This is a genomic window from Kitasatospora sp. NPDC088861, assembly GCF_044750105.1.
Lineage (GTDB): Bacteria > Actinomycetota > Actinomycetes > Streptomycetales > Streptomycetaceae > Kitasatospora.
Map to the genome: position 1 here is coordinate 18,264 of NZ_JBIVJF010000020.1, position 16,243 is coordinate 34,506.

Annotated in this window: 11 protein-coding genes; 7 read left to right on the forward strand and 4 right to left on the reverse strand. The window is 74.9% G+C overall.

Going from position 1 to position 16,243, the window contains the following annotated elements; translation table 11 throughout:
* Positions 1-43: 43 nt before the first annotated feature.
* Positions 44-4,795 carry an ATP-dependent helicase gene (locus tag ACIP37_RS27375; protein WP_363630363.1) on the reverse strand — a complete coding sequence of 1,584 codons (4,752 nt, stop codon included), beginning with the start codon at positions 4,793-4,795 and terminating at the stop codon, positions 44-46.
* A 172-nt stretch (positions 4,796-4,967) separates the two neighbouring features.
* On the opposite strand from ACIP37_RS27375, the gene ACIP37_RS27380 reads away from it, so the two are divergent.
* From ACIP37_RS27380 to rny, 7 genes are all read left to right on the forward strand, one after another.
* Positions 4,968-6,569, forward strand: coding sequence for a S8 family peptidase (locus ACIP37_RS27380; protein ID WP_400808582.1), 1,602 nt, complete (start codon positions 4,968-4,970; stop codon positions 6,567-6,569).
* Between the two features lie 53 nt (positions 6,570-6,622).
* The gene (locus ACIP37_RS27385) at positions 6,623-7,213 is read left to right on the forward strand and encodes a GNAT family N-acetyltransferase (RefSeq protein ID WP_363584599.1); all 591 of its coding nucleotides are present in this window, start codon (positions 6,623-6,625) and stop codon (positions 7,211-7,213) included.
* Positions 7,210-7,404, forward strand: coding sequence for a DUF3046 domain-containing protein (locus tag ACIP37_RS27390; protein ID WP_363584597.1), 195 nt, complete (start codon positions 7,210-7,212; stop codon positions 7,402-7,404). The genes ACIP37_RS27385 and ACIP37_RS27390 overlap by 4 nt, the downstream gene beginning before the upstream one ends.
* A gap of 207 nt (positions 7,405-7,611) precedes the next feature.
* Positions 7,612-8,745, forward strand: coding sequence for an AI-2E family transporter (locus tag ACIP37_RS27395; protein ID WP_363584633.1), 1,134 nt, complete (start codon positions 7,612-7,614; stop codon positions 8,743-8,745).
* Positions 8,746-8,922: 177 nt separating this feature from the next.
* On the forward strand, positions 8,923-10,041 hold the full coding sequence (gene recA, locus ACIP37_RS27400; protein WP_363584595.1) for a recombinase RecA: 1,119 nt from the start codon (positions 8,923-8,925) through the stop codon (positions 10,039-10,041).
* A gap of 4 nt (positions 10,042-10,045) precedes the next feature.
* A complete protein-coding gene (gene recX / locus ACIP37_RS27405; RefSeq protein WP_400808578.1) occupies positions 10,046-11,134 on the forward strand; it encodes a recombination regulator RecX in 1,089 nt (362 codons plus the stop codon).
* A 156-nt stretch (positions 11,135-11,290) separates the two neighbouring features.
* Entirely contained in the window at positions 11,291-12,760 is a 1,470-nt protein-coding gene (rny, locus tag ACIP37_RS27410) for a ribonuclease Y (protein WP_400808576.1), read from the forward strand.
* Between the two features lie 58 nt (positions 12,761-12,818).
* Here the strand turns inward: rny and ACIP37_RS27415 are convergent, their stop codons facing one another.
* From ACIP37_RS27415 to ACIP37_RS27425, 3 genes are all read right to left on the reverse strand, one after another.
* On the reverse strand, positions 12,819-14,567 hold the full coding sequence (locus ACIP37_RS27415; RefSeq protein ID WP_363584591.1) for an FAD-dependent monooxygenase: 1,749 nt from the start codon (positions 14,565-14,567) through the stop codon (positions 12,819-12,821).
* A 122-nt stretch (positions 14,568-14,689) separates the two neighbouring features.
* Complete coding sequence (locus tag ACIP37_RS27420) at positions 14,690-15,541, reverse strand: amino acid ABC transporter permease (RefSeq protein WP_363584589.1); 852 nt, start codon at positions 15,539-15,541, stop codon at positions 14,690-14,692.
* Positions 15,538-16,188, reverse strand: a complete 651-nt coding sequence (locus ACIP37_RS27425) for an amino acid ABC transporter permease (protein WP_363623182.1) — start codon at positions 16,186-16,188, stop codon at positions 15,538-15,540. The genes ACIP37_RS27420 and ACIP37_RS27425 overlap by 4 nt, the downstream gene beginning before the upstream one ends.
* Between the last annotated feature and the right edge of the window lie 55 nt (positions 16,189-16,243).

A 16,243-nucleotide genomic window follows, 5' to 3' on the forward strand; every position in this document is an offset into this window, starting at 1 on the left:
CGCGGGGCACCGGATGCCCCGCGGCCTTCGGTGTCGGCGGACCTCAGGAGGACCGCAGGCGCAGGCCGCGCGGGGTGGCGTGGAAACCGGCCTCCTCCAGCGCGGCGCCCAGCGCCGAGCCGAGGGCAGGCTCGCCGTTCGCCCGCTCGACCGTGACGCTGCCGAGCGCACCCTCGCGGACCGCGGCCGCCAGCGCGCCCACCGCCAGCGCCCGGGTGGCGCCGTCCTCCGGCCAGGCCAGCAGTGACTTGCCGCCCCGCTCGACGTACAGCGCCAACTCGCCGTCCACCAGCACCACCAGGGCGCCCGCCTTGCGGCCCGGGCGGTGCGCCCGGGCCTCCTTGGCTCCGGGGGCCGTCGGCGGCTCCGGCCAGGGCAGCGCGGAGCCGTAGGCGTTCGCCGGATCGGCGGCGGCCAGCACCAGCACCTGCGGCGGCTCGGTGGCCGGGGCGGCCGGCCACTCGGCGGCCCGGGCCCGCTCCAGTCGTCCGTTGACCGAGCGCAGCCGGTCGGCCGCGCCCTCCATGGCGAACTGGGCGCCGCCCAGCCCCTCGACGAAGTAGCCCCGGCGGGCCCGGCCGCGCTCCTCCATCGCGGCGAGCACCCGGTACACCCCGGCGAAGCCGCCCGGCACCCGCTCGGCGGCCACCGCGCCCCGGGTGACCAGGCCGTGCCGGTCCAGCAGGCTCTGCGCCTGGGTGGTGGCCCGGACCGTCGGGTCGGTGGTGAAGGCGGGCAGCAGTGACCAGCGCCCGGCCACCGTCGGCGGGCCGCTGCGCAGCGCGCCGCCGACCCGGCCGAAGGCGCGGCCGGCGCCGCCGTAGCGGCCGCGCGGGGTCGCCCGGGGCGCGCGGTGGGCGGTGGCACCGGCCGTCCGGCCGGAGCCGAGCAGGGCGCGCAGCGGGGCGAGGGTGTCGTTGGTGACGTACCCGGCCCAGACGAGGTCCCAGAGCGCCTCGACGGCCTCCGGCTCCGGGGTCTCCTCCGGCAACTGCTGGACCAGCTGGCGGAAGAACAGGCCGTAGCCGCCGGCCAGTGCCGCCATCAGCGCGCTGTGCACGGGGGTGAGCGCGGGCGGGACGGGCTCGGGGCGCAGCAGGTGGGCGTGCTCGGCCAGGTGCAGGCTGAGCCAGCCGTCCTTGCCGGGCAGTGCGCCGGCCCCGCACCAGCCGATCTCGCCGGCCGCCGTCAACTCGTCCAGCAGGCCGGGGGAGTAGTCGGTGAGCCGGGCCGGGAGGATCAGCTTCTCCAGGGCGGAGGCGGGCAGGGCGGTGCCCTGGAGCTGTTCGACCACCCGGAGCAGGCCGTCCGGGCCGCGCAGTCGGTGGCCGGCCAGGTGCTGCCACTGCGGGAGGAACGCGGCCAGGGCGCGCGGTGGGACGGGTTCGACCTCCTGGCGCAGGGCGGCCAACGAGCGGCGGCGCAGCCGGCGCAGGACCTCGGCGTCGCACCACTCGGTGGTGGTGTGGTCGGGAGGGGTGGTGTGGAGCGCCTCCGGCGAAGGGTGTTGGCGGGCGACGGGTGGGCGGAACTGGCCCTGGACCAGTCGGCCGGCGGCGGTGAGCCGGTGCAGGGTGCCGGTGACGACGGCGGTGCCGAGGCCGAAGCGGGCGGCCGCCTCGGCGGCGGCGAACGGGCCGTGGGTGCGGGCGTGGCGGGCGAGCAGGTCTCCCAGCGGATCCTTGACCGGCTCGGTGAAGGCCTCGGGGACGCCGACCGGCAGCGGGGTGCCGAGCGCGTCGCGCAGCCGCCCGGCGTCCTCGACGGCGGACCAGCGCCGCTCGCCGGCGATCCGGACCTGGATCACCCGGCGGGCGGCCTCCAACTCCAGTGCCCAGAGCGGCTCGGCGCCGCGGGCCGCCAGCTCGGCCTCGGTGAGCGGGCCGAGCAGGCGCAGCGCGTCGGCGACGCCCTCGGCGTCCTTGATCCGGCGCTCGGGGGTGAGGCGCTGGAGCTCGGCCTCCAGCTCGGCGAGGACCTGCGGGTCGAGCAGTTCGCTCAGCTCGGCCTGGCCGAGGAGTTCGGACAGCAGCCGGGAGTCGAGCGAGAGGGCGGCGGCGCGGCGCTCGGCGAGCGGGGAGTCCCCCTCGTAGAGGAACTGGGCGACGTAGCCGAACAGGAGGGAGCGGGCGAAGGGCGAGGGCTCGGGGGTGGTGACCTCGACCAGGCGGACGGCGCGGGATTCGAGGTCGCCCATCAGCTCGACCAGGCCCGGCACGTCGAAGACGTCCTGGAGGCACTCGCGGACGGCCTCCAGGACGATCGGGAACGAGCCGTACTCGGAGGCGACTTCGAGCAGTTGGGCGGCGCGTTGGCGCTGCTGCCAGAGCGGGGTGCGGCGGCCGGGGCTGCGGCGCGGGAGCAGCAGGGCACGGCCGGCGCACTCGCGGAAGCGGGAGGCGAACAGGGCGGAGCCGCCGACCTGGTCGGTGACCAGCTGCTCGATCTCGGCGGCGTCGAACAGGGCGGCGTCGGCGCCGACCGGGGCCTCGTCCGAACCGGACCGCTCCGAGGGGCTGTTGAAATCGAAGTCGGTGGCGAGGAGGTCGGCGTCCGGCAGGCGCAGCACGATGCCGTCGTCGGCGTGCATGACCTGGGGGTCGAGGCCGTGCTTCTCGCGCAGCCGGGCGCCGAGCGCGAGCGCCCAGGGGGCGTGCACCTGGGCGCCGAAGGGGGAGTGGATGACGATCCGCCAGTCGCCGAGCTCGTCCCGGAAGCGCTCGACGACGATGGTGCGGTCGTCCGGGAGGTGGCCGGTGGCGGCGCGCTGCTGGGCGAGGTAGTCGAGCAGGTTGGCGGCGGCCCAGTCGTCCAGGCCGGCCCGGTGCAGCCGGGCGGTGGCGGCCTCGGGCGCCAGGGCGCCCAGCTCGCGGGTGAACGCGCCGAGGGCGCGGCCGAGTTCGAGTGGGCGGCCGAGGGTGTCGCCCTTCCAGAACGGGAGCCGGCCGGGCACGCCGGGGGCGGGGGTGACCAGCACCTTGTCGTGGGTGATCTCCTGGATCCGCCAGGAAGTGGTGCCGAGGGTGAACACGTCGCCGACGCGGGACTCGTAGACCATCTCCTCGTCGAGCTCTCCGACCCGGCCGCCGCCCTTCTTGCCCGTCTTCGAATCGGACCCGGTGGCGCCGGCGATGAAGACGCCGAACAGGCCGCGGTCGGGGATGGTGCCGCCGGAGGTGACGGCGAGCCGCTGGGCGCCGGGCCGGCCGGTCACGGTGCCGGCCACCCGGTCCCAGACCACCCGGGGGCGCAACTCGGCGAAGGCGTCCGAGGGGTAGCGGCCGGCCAACATGTCGAGCACGGCTTCGAAGGCGGACTGCGGGAGGGTGGCGAAGGGCGCGGCGCGGCGGACCACGGTGAGCAGGTCGTCCACCGGCCAGGCGTCCAGCGCCGTCATCGCGACCAGTTGCTGGGCGAGCACGTCCAGCGGGTTGCGCGGGACGCGCAGCGCTTCGATCCGGCCGGCCCGCATCCGCTCGGTGACCACGGCGGACTGCACCAGGTCCCCGCGGTACTTGGGGAAGAAGACGCCGGTGGAGACGGCGCCGACCTGGTGGCCGGCCCGGCCGACCCGTTGCAGGCCGGAGGCGACCGAGGGCGGGGACTCGACCTGGACGACCAGTTCGACGGCGCCCATGTCGATGCCCAGTTCCAGGCTGGAGGTGGCGACCACGGCGGGCAGCCGGCCAGCCTTCAACTCCTCCTCGACCAGCGCCCGCTGCTCCTTGGAGACCGAGCCGTGGTGGGCGCGCGCGATGACCGGCGGGGCGCCCTTGGCGACGCCGGACTCGGCCATCAGCTGGGCGGGGGAGTGCGCCTCGGGCAGCCGCTCACCGGTGGCCCGTTCGAGGGCGATCTCGTTCAGCCGGTTGCACAGGCGCTCGGCGAGGCGGCGGGAGTTGGCGAAGACGATGGTCGAGCGGTGCGCCTGGACCAGGTCGACGATCCGCTCCTCGACGTGCGGCCAGATCGACGCCTGCCGCTGCGGGTCGGCGTCGGAGGAGGCGCCGGTGGCCGGGGCCGCGGGCAGGTCGTCCAGGTCGGGGACGGGGACGACCACCGACAGGTCGAACTCCTTGGCGGCGGCGGGCTGGACGACGACGGCGCCGCGCTGCGGGCTGAGGTAGCGGGCCACCTCCTCGACCGGGCGGACGGTCGCGGACAGGCCGATCCGGCGGGCCGGGCGCTCCAGCAGTTCGTCCAGCCGCTCCAGGCTGAGCGCGAGGTGGGCGCCGCGCTTGGTGCCGGCGACGGCGTGCACCTCGTCGAGGATCACCGTGTCGACGCCGCGCAGTGCCTCCCGGGAGGCGGAGGTGAGCAGCAGGAACAGCGACTCGGGGGTGGTGATCAGAATGTCCGGCGGGTGGGTGGCGAAGCGGCGGCGGTCGGCGGCGGGGGTGTCGCCGGAGCGGGTGGCGACCTGGACCTCCGGCTCGGGCAGGCCGAGCCGGACGGCGGCCTGGCGCAGGCCGGTCAGCGGGGCGCGCAGGTTGCGCTCGACGTCCACCGCGAGGGCCTTGAGCGGCGACACGTACAGGACCCGGCAGCGGCGCTTGGGGTCCGCCGGGGGCGGGGTGCTGCTCAGCCGGTCCAGGGCGGAGAGGAAGGCGGCGAGCGTCTTGCCGGAGCCGGTGGGGGCGACCACCAGGACGTCGGTGTCCTGCCGGATGGCGCGCCAGGCCTCGGCCTGGGCGGTGGTGGGGGCGGAGAAGGCGCCGGTGAACCAGGCCCGGGTGGTCGGGGCGAATCCGGCCAGGGGGTCGTCGTTCGGCGGGGTCGGGTGCGGGGGCGCCATGCCCCCATGGTGCCGGGTGGCACCGACAACCGGGGTGGGGGAGCGGAGGTCGCACGGGTGTGGTGAGCCCGGGTGTAGTTAAAGGAGCAAAAAGGCAAATCCGCTCATATGGTGATGAATCAGGCCAGTGATCCACCCCCGACCCACCGGACCGACGAGCGGAGACCGTGCGATGGCGCAGGTGAACCCGTCCGGCAGTCCCGCCCGTGCCGCCCGCCGCCGCGTCCGCGGGCCCGCCCGGGCGCTGCTCGCGATGCTGCTCACCGCACTCGTGGTCGGCGGCGCCGTCCCGTACGTGTCCGGATCCGGCCGGCCCTACCTCAGCTACCTGGTGCTCGCCGGGCAGGAGGACGCCGCCGGGGCCGCCCTGGCCGGGGCCGAGAGCCGGGCGGCGGGCGGGCAGGTGGTCCAGGAGTACCCGCAGATCGGGGCCGTCCTGGCGTACGCCACCGGCGGCTTCGCGGGCACGCTGCGGGCCCGGCCCGGGATCGCCGCCGTCGGCACCACCCGGACCGAACCGGTGGTCGCCCCGCCCCGCCTGCTGGACGGCGCCGGGGACTTCGCCGCCGGTACCGACCGCGCCGACCGCGCCGGCCGCAGCAGCACCGATCAGGCCCGTCGCGACAGCGATCACGCCCGTCGCAGCAGCACCGACAGGGCCCGTCGCGACAGCAGCGACCGGCAGGACGGCGGCACCGTCACGGTGCCAGACCCGGGCGAGGGCGACCCGTGGAACCTCGCCATGCTCGGCGGCGCCGGCGCCCGGGCCGGCGACGCCTCCACCGGGATCCGCGGTCCCGCCGGCGCGCCGACCGCCGACGCGCTGCACAAGGTGCTCGTCGCGGTGCTCGACTCCGGCGTCGACGACACCCACCCGGACCTGCGCGCCGCCGTCGACCCGAAGGCCTCCGTCTCCTGCGCCGACGGCCGGCCCGACGCCCGCTCCGGCTCCTGGCGGCCCGACCCCGGGGTCAGCGAGAGCGGCCACGGCACCCACGTCGCCGGGATCGTCGGCGCCACCCGGGACGGCCACGGCGTCACCGGGGTCGCGCCGGGCGTGCGGATCGCCGCCGTCCGGCTGCTCGGACCGCTCGGCCAGTACTACGCCGAGAACATCGTGTGCGGCATGCTCTGGGCCGCCGACCACGGCGCCAAGGCGATCAACAACAGCTACTTCGCCGACCCGTGGAAGTACAACTGCCCGGAGGACCAGGACCAGGCCGCGCTGATCGCCGCCGTCGGCCGGGCCTCCGCCTACGCCCAGCGCAAGGGCGCCGTCGTGGTCGCCTCGGCGGGCAACGACGGGCAGGACCTCGGTGCCGCCCGGACGGACGAACGCAGCCCCAACGACCGGGTCTCCGGCCCGGCCCGCTCCCGCTACCTGGGCACCGAGTGCATCCGGCTGCCCGGCGAACTGCCCGGCGTCGTCACCGTCACCGCCGTCAACCGGGACGGCCGCCCGTCCGGCTACTCGAACTACGGCCGCGGCCGGGTCTCGCTGGCCGCCCCCGGCGGCGACCCGGACAGCGGGCCGCAGGGCGCGGTCGTCTCCGACTGGCCGGGCGGGCAGTACGCGGCACTGGCCGGCACCTCGATGGCGGCGGCGCACGTCACCGGCGTGGTCGCGGTGGCCGCCGCCCTGCACCCGGACTACGGCTCCGCCCCGCTCGCCGCCCTGCTCGCCGGCACCGCGGCGGCCGCCTGCCCGCCCGGGCCGTACGCCTGCGGGGCCCGGCAGTACTTCGGTGCCGGGCTGCTCGCGCTGCCGCGCTGAGGCGGGCGGAAAACCGGGTGACGCCGCCCGGGCCGGCGGGTGAGGATCGGGGCGTGACCGTCTTCCTCACCACCGAGCGGCTGGTGCTGCGCCGCTTCACCGCAGCGGACGTCGACCACCTGGTCGAACTGGACGGCGACCCGGAGGTGATGCGCCACCTCACCGGCGGGCGGCCGACCGCGCGGGAGCGGGTCGAGGGCGAACTGCTGCCGCTGTACCTCGCGCACCACCGGCGGTACGGCGACCTCGGCTGGTGGGCGGCCGAGGAGCGGGACGGCGGGGCCTTCCTGGGCTGGTTCGAGTTCCGGCCGACGCGGGACGGCGACCGCTCCGAGGTCGAGCTGGGGTACCGGCTGCGCCGGGCCGCCTGGGGGCTCGGGTACGCGACCGAGGGGGCGCGGGCGCTGGTCCGCCGCGGCTTCACCGAACTGGGCGTGCGGCGGGTGGTGGCGTACACGATGACGGTCAACGCGGGCTCGCGGCGGGTCATGGAGAAGACCGGGCTGTCGTTCGTCCGCACCTTCCACGAGGACTACCCGGAGGCGATCCCCGGCAGCGAGCACGGTGAGGTCGAGTACGCGCTGACGGCCGGGCAGTGGCGGGCCCGGAGCGGGGCCGCGCGGTCCGGGATACTGGAGCCATGAGGCTGACGGAGTTCTGGCGACGGATGCACGCGCACTTCGGGGAGGCGTACGCGGAGTCCTTCGCCTCCGACCACGTGATGAGCGAACTCGGCGGGCGGACGGTGCGGCAGGCGCTGGAGGCGGGCTGGGAGGCCAAGGACGTCTGGCGGGTGGTCTGCGAGACCCAGGGCGTCTCCGGCGTGCTGCGCTGACCACCGCCCGCCCGCGGGACCGACCCCGCCCCGGCGGGGTGCCCGGTGCTCGGGCGGTTCCGGGGGATGGGTGAGACTGTCGGAGTGACAAGCAGCGCAGAAGCACAGAATTCGGACAGGACGGCGCGGGTCGCCGACGAGGCTCCGGGCCCGCCGCCCGAACCGCGGCTGCCGGAGGGCGCGGCCGGCGGCCTCTGGGGTGGCGGGATGCCGCGCTGGCTGCCCCGGGCGATGGTGCTGGCCCTGGTGCTGGTCGGGCTGTTCCAGCTCGCCGACTGGGCCTTCCACCAGCTGATCGACCTCTTCGTGATGCTGCTGGTGGCCTTCTTCCTCTCGCTGGCGCTGGAGCCGGCCGTCGACCGGATGGCGGCGCGCGGGGTGCGTCGCGGGATCGGCACCTTCCTGGTGTTCGTCGCGGTGGGGATCGCGGTGATCGGGTTCCTCGCGGCGCTCGGCACGCTGCTGGTCGATCAGGTCGCGAAGATCGCCGGGGACCTGCCGCACCTGGTCGACAACCTGATCAACTGGGTGAACCGGACGTTCCATCAGGACCTGTCGCTGGGCGAGCTGCAGAAGAAGCTGCTCAAGGACTCCGGCGCGATCGAGAGCTACGCCCAGCAGGCCGCCGACAACGTCTGGGGCCTCTCCTCCACCGTGATCGGCGGGCTCTTCCAGGCCTTCACGGTCGGGCTGTTCACCTTCTACTTCACCGCCGAGGGCCCGCGGGTCCGCCGGACGGTCTGTTCGATGCTGCCGCCCGCCAAGCAGGGCGAGGTGCTGCGGGCCTGGGAGATCGCACTCGCCAAGACCGGCGGCTACCTGTACTCCCGGGCGCTGCTCGCGGTGGTCTCCGCGATCGGGCACTGGGTGATGTTCGCGCTGCTCGACCTGCCGTACGCGGCCGCGCTGGCGGTCTGGGTCGGCGTCATGTCGCAGTTCGTGCCGACCATCGGGACGTACCTGGCCGGCGCGCTGCCGGTGCTGGTGGCGCTCACCGTGCAGCCGGTGGACGCGCTCTGGGTGCTGATCTTCGTGGTGGTCTACCAGCAGGTCGAGAACTACCTGCTGCACCCGAGGATCACCGCGCGGACGGTGGACGTGCACCCGGCGGTCGCGTTCGGCGCGGTGATCGCGGGCGCGGCGCTGCTCGGCGCGGTGGGCGCGCTGATCGCCATCCCGGCGGCGGCCACCTTGCAGGGCTTCGTCGGGACGTACGTGCGGCGGTACGAGGTGGCCACCGACCCGCGGATCGACCGGGGCGAGCAGCGGCGGGCCCGGCGGGAGCTGCGCCGGGAGGCGGCGCGGCGGCTGCGGCGGATGGTCGGCGGCGACGGGAGGTGACCCGGCCAGCGGTGGCGGCACCGTTCGGACGTGCGAGGCTTGAATCGAACAGTTGTTCTCTATACTCTCCGGCGAGGAGTTTTCCACAGGCGGAGCCGGGTCGGGCTCGTTTGTCAGTGGGACGCGCTAGCGTCGAGGACGATGAAGCGCACAGCACAGAACCCGAGGGTGGAAGCCATGGCAGGTACGGACCGCGAGAAGGCCCTTGAGAACGCACTCGCTCAGATCGAGCGGCAGTTCGGCAAGGGCTCGGTGATGCGCCTGGGCGAGAAGGCCAACGAGCCGATCGACGTGATCCCCACCGGGTCCACCGCCCTGGACGTCGCCCTCGGTGTCGGCGGTATCCCGCGCGGCCGGGTGGTCGAGATCTACGGCCCCGAGTCCTCCGGCAAGACCACCCTGACCCTCCACCTGGCGGCCAACGCCCAGCGGGCCGGCGGCACGGTCGCCTTCGTCGACGCGGAGCACGCGCTCGATCCCGAGTACGCCAAGAAGCTCGGCGTGGACACCGACGCCCTGCTGGTCAGCCAGCCGGACACCGGTGAGCAGGCGCTGGAGATCACCGACATGCTGATCCGCTCCGGCGCGGTCGACCTGATCATCATCGACTCGGTCGCGGCGCTCGTCCCGCGTGCGGAGATCGAGGGCGAGATGGGTGACTCGCACGTCGGTCTGCAGGCCCGGCTGATGAGCCAGGCGCTGCGCAAGATCGCCGGTGCGCTGAACCAGTCGGGCACCACGGCGGTGTTCATCAACCAGCTGCGCGAGAAGATCGGCGTCATGTTCGGCTCGCCGGAGACCACGACCGGTGGCCGGGCGCTGAAGTTCTACGCCTCCGTCCGGCTGGACATCCGCCGGATCGAGACCCTGAAGGACGGCACCGAGGCGGTCGGCAACCGCACCCGCGTCAAGGTGGTCAAGAACAAGGTCGCCGCGCCGTTCAAGCAGGCCGAGTTCGACATCCTCTACGGCGTCGGCATCAGCCGCGAGGGCGGCCTGATCGACATGGGCGTCGAGCACGGCTTCATCCGCAAGTCCGGCGCCTGGTACACCTACGAGGGCGACCAGCTCGGCCAGGGCAAGGAGAACGCCCGCAACTTCCTGCGGGACAACCCGCAGCTCGCCGACGAGATCGAGCGGAAGATCAAGGGCAAGCTCGGCATCGGCCCGAAGACCGAGGAGCCGGCCGAGGGCGAGGCCGTGGCCGCTGCCGCCGACGGCGCCGCGAAGCCGATCACCGCGACCGCCGCCAAGACGGCCGCGGCGAAGAAGACGGCGGCGGCCGCCAAGGCCTGAACCGTTGACGCAGCACGACGCAGTGGGTGAGGGCGGACCGGCGGGTCCGGACGGCGACGACTACGGGCCGCCGGACTGGTTCGCCGCCGTGGCGGGGGAGCCGGAGCCGCCGTTCGAGGCGACGCCCCGGGCGCGGTCGCAGTCCCGGAAGGGGCGGCGGCGGGAGCGGTCCTCCGCCGCACAGTGGGCATCCGGTCCGGAGCCGGAGTTCGACCGGGCGCCGGCCCGGGCGGTGCGCGGCGCGGCGCCCGGGCCGGCTCCGGCGGAGCCGACGGTGGACGAGCTCGGGCTCGTCTCCGCCTCCGAACTGCCCACCGGCCGCCGCAGGCGGCGATCGGCACTGGCGGCCGAGGAGTTCGACGAGGCCGGCTCCGCGACGGCGGGCAGCGGCCGGGGCGAGGCCGGGGCGGTCGGTCACGGGGGTGTGACCGCCCCGGCCCCGCGCACCGGTGCCGGGGCGCGTCGTGGGCGGCGCACTGCGGCCGGGCGCTCCGCCGGGCACGCCTCGGACGAGGCGGGCGCTCCGGGTGACGAGCGAGACCCCTCCGCCCGTACCGGCCGAACCGCGCGGAAGCGGGCCGGGGCCGAGGAGACGGCCGATCCCGAGGGCCGTGCCCGCGACATCTGCCTGCGGCTGCTCACCGGCGCCGCCAAGAGCCGCAAACAGCTCGCCGACGCCCTGCGCAAGCGGGAGATCCCGGACGACGTCGCCGACGAGGTGCTCACCCGGCTCGAAGAGGTCGGGCTGATCGACGACGCGGCCTTCGCCGCGGCCTGGGTGGAGTCCCGGCACGCCGTCCGGGGGCTGTCCCGGCGGGCGCTGGCCCAGGAACTGCGTACCAAGGGCGTGACCGCGGACCTGGTCGAACAGGCCGTGGCCCAGCTCGACCACGACGACGAGACCGAGGCCGCCCGGGCGCTGGTGGACCGCAAGCTGCGGTCCACCCGGGGGCTGGACCCGCAGGTCCGGATACGGCGGCTGGTCGGCGTGCTGGCCCGGCGCGGCTACTCCGAGGGGCTGGCGTTCCGGGTGGTGCGGAGCGCGCTGGACGAGGAGGAGCCGGGCGAACCGTCGGGAACCGGGAGGGACTAGTGGCCGTCCGGTAGCTATTGCGTACGCTTCTTGGTCCAGTCCAGGTCGAGTCTTGACCGTTTCGTGACCCGCGCCTAGCCTCGCACTCAGTGCGGGGGCGCTTCCGGACGGCGGTCCACGCCGGGCGGCGGACAGCGGTGACGGGGAGTGGGCGGCATGAGGATCTCTGCGGGCACCGGATCGGACGCCTCCCTGCTGCTCCTCGCCGGGTCGGCCGGCGCCGTCCTGCTGCTCCTCGCCGTCCTGGTCGGGTTGCTGGCCAAGCGGCTCCGGGCCGCCCAGCAGCGCGCCGGCGTCGAGGCCGAGCGCGTTCGCGGCTGGGCCGAGCAGCAGACCTCCCGGCAGCGGGCCGAACTCGACCGGCGTGAGGAGCAGTTGGCCGAGGAGCTGCGCCGGGTCCGGACCAGGGAGGACGAACTCGCCGCGCGCTCCGCCGAGCTGGAGCGCGCCCGGGGCGAGGCCGAGGCGCTGGTGACCCGCCGGGTGGCGGTGCTGGAGCGGGCCGGCGGACTCTCCGCCGAGCAGGCCCGCGCCGAACTCCTGCGCGAGGCCGCGACCACGGCCCGGCGGGAGGCCGCGGTCACGGTCCGGGAGCTCGAGCGCGAGGCCAGGGAGGAGGGCGAGCGCCGGGCCCGGGGCATCCTCGCCGGGGCGATCCAGCGGCTGGCGACGGTGCAGACCGCCGAGACGGCGGTCACCGTCTTCCGGCTGCCGAGCGAGGACATGAAGGGCCGGATCATCGGCCGCGAAGGCCGCAACATCCGTGCCTTCGAGGCGGTCACCGGCGTCAACCTGATCATCGACGACACCCCCGCGACGGTGCAGCTCTCCTGCTTCGACCCGGTCCGCCGGGAGACCGCCCGGCTCACCCTGGAACAACTGGTCGAGGACGGCCGGATCCACCCGACCCGGATCGAGCACGTCCACGAGCGCAGCCGCGAGGAGGTCGAGCAGTGCTGCGTCCGGGCCGGTGAGGACGCCCTGCTGGACGCCCGGGTCGGCGGGATGCACCCCGAACTCGTCCGCACCCTGGGCAGTCTGCGCTACCGGGTCTCGTACGGGCAGAACGTGCTCGGGCACCTGCTGGAGTCCGCGCACCTGGCCGGGATGATGGCCGCCGAGCTCGGGGTGGCCCCGGAGCCGGTACGGCGGTCGGCACTGCTGCACGACATCGGCAAGGCGCTCACCCACGAGGTCGAGGGCAGCCACGCGGCGGTCGGCGCGGACTTCGCCCGCCGGCACGGGGAGTCCCCGGAGGTGGTGCACGCGATCGCCGCGCACCACGGCGAGGTGGAGCCGCGCACCGTGGAGGCCGTGCTCACGCAGGCCGCGGACGCCTGTTCGGGCGGGCGGCCCGGGGCGCGCAAGGAGTCGCTGGAGGTGTACGTGCGGCGGCTGGCGCGGCTGGAGGAGATCGCCCGCGCGCACGAGGGCGTGGCCGAGGTGTATGCGATGCAGGCGGGGCGCGAGGTACGGGTGATGGTGCGGCCGGAGGAGGTGGACGACCTCGGGGCGCAGCTGATCGCCCGCGAGGTCGCCCGGCAGGTCGCCGAGGAGCTGACCTATCCCGGCCAGATCCGGGTGACGGTGGTCCGGGAGAGCCGGGCCATCGCGGTGGCGAGTTAGGCCCTGCCCGGCCCTGCCAGGCCCTGTCCGGCGCACGCCCGGGGCGCGCGCCAGGGCCCTACGCGCGGGGTGAGTCCACCTGCCGGGGCGCCTGGCGGACGGCGGGCTCCGGCGCGGGGTCCTGGTCGGGCTCGGCTTCGGGTGCGCCGGCGAGCGGGGCCGGCCCGCCCCGGGCGCGGTCGGCGAGCGCCAGCAGGTCTTCGGCGGCGGCGCCCTGGGTGGCGCCGACCAGGTGCCCGTCCGGCCGGATCAGCAGCACGGTGTGCGGCCCGGCCTCCGGGTACTCCTCGGTGACCAGCACTTCGGCGGGCACCGGCAGCGCGGCGGCGACCTCGGCGAGCCGGGGCATCAGGCCGGCGCCCAGCCAGTGCTCGGCGGACCAGACGGCGGTGCCGGGGGCGACCAGCAGCAGCAGGAAGGTGACGCCGAGCCGGGCGTGCAGGTGGTCCGGGGTGCCGTCGGCGGCGAGCACCGGCAGGTCCGGGACGAGCACGCCGGGGGCAGTGGCCGGCAGCAGTTCGCTGAGCGAGGTGGTGCCGCGGGCGCCGCGCTGGACCGGCACCCGGCCGGGGACGCCCGAGGGCGCGGCCGGGTAGGCGGGCGCGCCGCCGAAGCGGCCGGTGCCGAGCTGTCCGTCGGCGAGCAGCGGTGCGTGCTTGCGGAAGCCGCCGACCAGCAGCGAGCGCCGGGTCTGCTGCCAGCCGCGCAGCGGGCGCAGCAGCGGCATGGACTGGTCGACGGCGCGCAGCCGGGCGCCGACCGCGCCGCGCCGTTCGGCCTCGTAGCCGTCCAGCAGGGAGCCTCCGGGTTGTGGGCCGCCGGAGTGGAGGTGCCAGGCGAGGGAGAGCCGCCAGGCGAGGTTGTCGGCGTCGCGCAGCCCGTCGGCCAGGTTCTGCATGCCGAGCGCGCCGTGCAGGTGGGCGGCGTCGCCGGCGAGGAAGCAGCGGCCGCTGCGGAACCGGGCGGCGAGGCGCTGCTGGGCGGTGTGGTCGGCGGCGGCGAGCAGGTCGAAGCGGGGGAGTTCGCCGCACCAGCCGGTGAGGGTGGCGGTGACCCGGGTGAGCAGGGTGTCGCCGGTGACGACGCCGGGCCAGGTGGCGTGCGGGTCGACGGTTTCGGTGGGGGCGGGCCGCCCGGGGGGCAGCCGCCAGTCGAGCCGCCAGACGCCGTCCGGCAGCGGGCGTGCGGAGGCCTCGCGGTCGCCGCGCCACGGGGGCTCGCGGTGCAGCCGGGCCTCGTGGAAGGGCAGGTCGACCCGGACGGTGGCGATGGCGTTGCGGTCGACGGCGGGGCGGCCGGGGAAGCGGATCTTCAGGAGCTTGCGGACGGCGGATCTGGCGCCGTCGCAGCCGACCAGGTGGCTGCCGCGCCACCAGGTGCTGGAGCCGTCCTGGGTGCCGTGGGTGCGGACGCTGACGCCGTCGCGGTCCTGTTCCAGTTCGACGACCCGGCTCAGCGGGACCAGCCGGACCAGCGGGGTGCCGGTGAGGGCGTCGCGCAGGCCGCGCTGGAGGCGGTGCTGGGGCAGGTGGAAGGCGGGGGAGTCGGTGAGGTCGATCCGCAGCACCTCCTGGCGGCGGCGCCAGACGGTGAAGGAGTCCCAGAGGGCGGAGTCCGAGACGGCCCGCGGGTAGCCGATCCGGGTGAGGAAGGCGGCGGTGTCGGCCCCGAGGACGACGCTGCGCGGGCCCTCGGGGCAGAGCCCGGAGCCCTCGTCCAGGACGATGGTCGGCACCTCGTGCCGGGCGAGGGCGAGGGCCAGGGCCAGACCGACCGGTCCGGCCCCGACCACGATCACCGGGTCCATGTGGTGACCTCCGGGCACGAACCGGCCGATGGGCCGGCGTCAGTTACCGCTGCCGCATATGCCGCGTGGATGCTCCCGGGAGGTGTCACGAAGAGCAATGCAACAGTTCACCTGCGTGTGCGTCAAGCAGCAGCTGAAGTGCGCCGGTTCGCGCCGCGACGGCCGCGCGCTTCGATCCACCGGGCGAGGGCGGTCAGCAGCAGGCACATGGCGATGTAGATCGGACCGATCACCAGCACCACGGGGATGTAGGGGAAGCCCGCGGCGTTGATCGGCTGGCTGGCGATCGCCTTGCCGACGAACAGCAGCTCGTGGAAGGTGATGACGAAGCCGAGCGAGGTGTCCTTCAGGGTGACGACCAGCTGGCCGATCATCGAGGGCAGCATCGAGCGGATCGCCTGCGGCACCAGGATGCCGGCCATCACCTGGGTCTTGCGCATGCCGAGCGCGTAGGCCGCCTCGGCCTGGCCGCGCGGGACGGCGTTGACGCCGCTGCGGATGATCTCGGCCTGCACCGAGCCGTTGTAGAGGGTGAGGCCGAGCACCAGCGCCCACATCGGCTCCTTCGCGAAGAACGCGTAGTAGAGCGCGACGATCAGGATCAGCAGTGGCATCGCCCGGAAGAACTGGACGAAGCCGACGGCCGCCCAGCGGACCGGCTTGTGGTCGGAGAGCTGCCCGGCGGCGAGCAGGCCGCCCAGGGCGAGCGAGAACAGTGCGGCCAGGCCGAAGGCCTCCAGGGTGGAGAGCAGGCCGTCCACGATGCGCTGCTGGACGGTGTTGTACTGGAACGCGTCCCACATCTGCGGGTCGAACTGGCCGTTGTCGGAGAGCGCGGCGAAGACGTACCAGAGCAGGGCGGCGACACCGATCAGCGCCAGCACCCCGAACAGCCGGTACCGGGTGCGGGCCCGCGGGCCGGGGGCGTCGTAGAGGACGCTGGCCGTGGGGGTGCGGGTGAAGAGGTTGCTCATCGGGCCACCGCCAGTCGGGATTCCAGGACGCGGAACAGCGTGGCGACCGTGGCACTGATCACCAGGTAGGCACAGGCCACCCAGAAGAAGATCCCGAAGATCGCGTAGCCGCGCTCGGAGAGGGTCTGCTGCACGCTGTACAGCTCGCTGACGCTGAACGCGCCGGCGATCGCCGAGTTCCTCGGCAGCGCGATGAACACGCTGCTCAGCGGGGCCAGGACGGTCCGGGTGGCCTGCGGCAGGATGACCAGGGTGAGGGTCTGGCCGAAGCTCATGCCGAGGCTGCGGGCCGCCTCGGCCTGGCCGAGCGGCACGGTGTTGATGCCCGAGCGGATCACCTCGCAGACGAACGAGGCGGTGTAGCCGCCGAGCGCCAGCACCGCGAAGGTGAGGTGGCCGAAGTGCACCCCGAGCGGCGGCAGGCCGAAGGTGACGGCGAAGAACAGCAGGGTCAGCGGGGTGTTGCGGAACAGCGTGACCCAGGCGGTGCCGAAGGCACGCAGGACCGGCACCGGGGAGACCCGGAAGGCCGCCAGCAGGGTGCCCAGCAGCAGGGCGAGCAGGGCGCTGAGCGCGCTCAGCTCGATCGTCTGCAGGAAGCCGTCGCGGAACAACGCGAAGTTGTCCTGCTCGAACAGGAACCCCATCCGGCGGCCCTCCTCTCATCAGATGGTCAGGACGGATGGTCGGGCGTGGACCGGA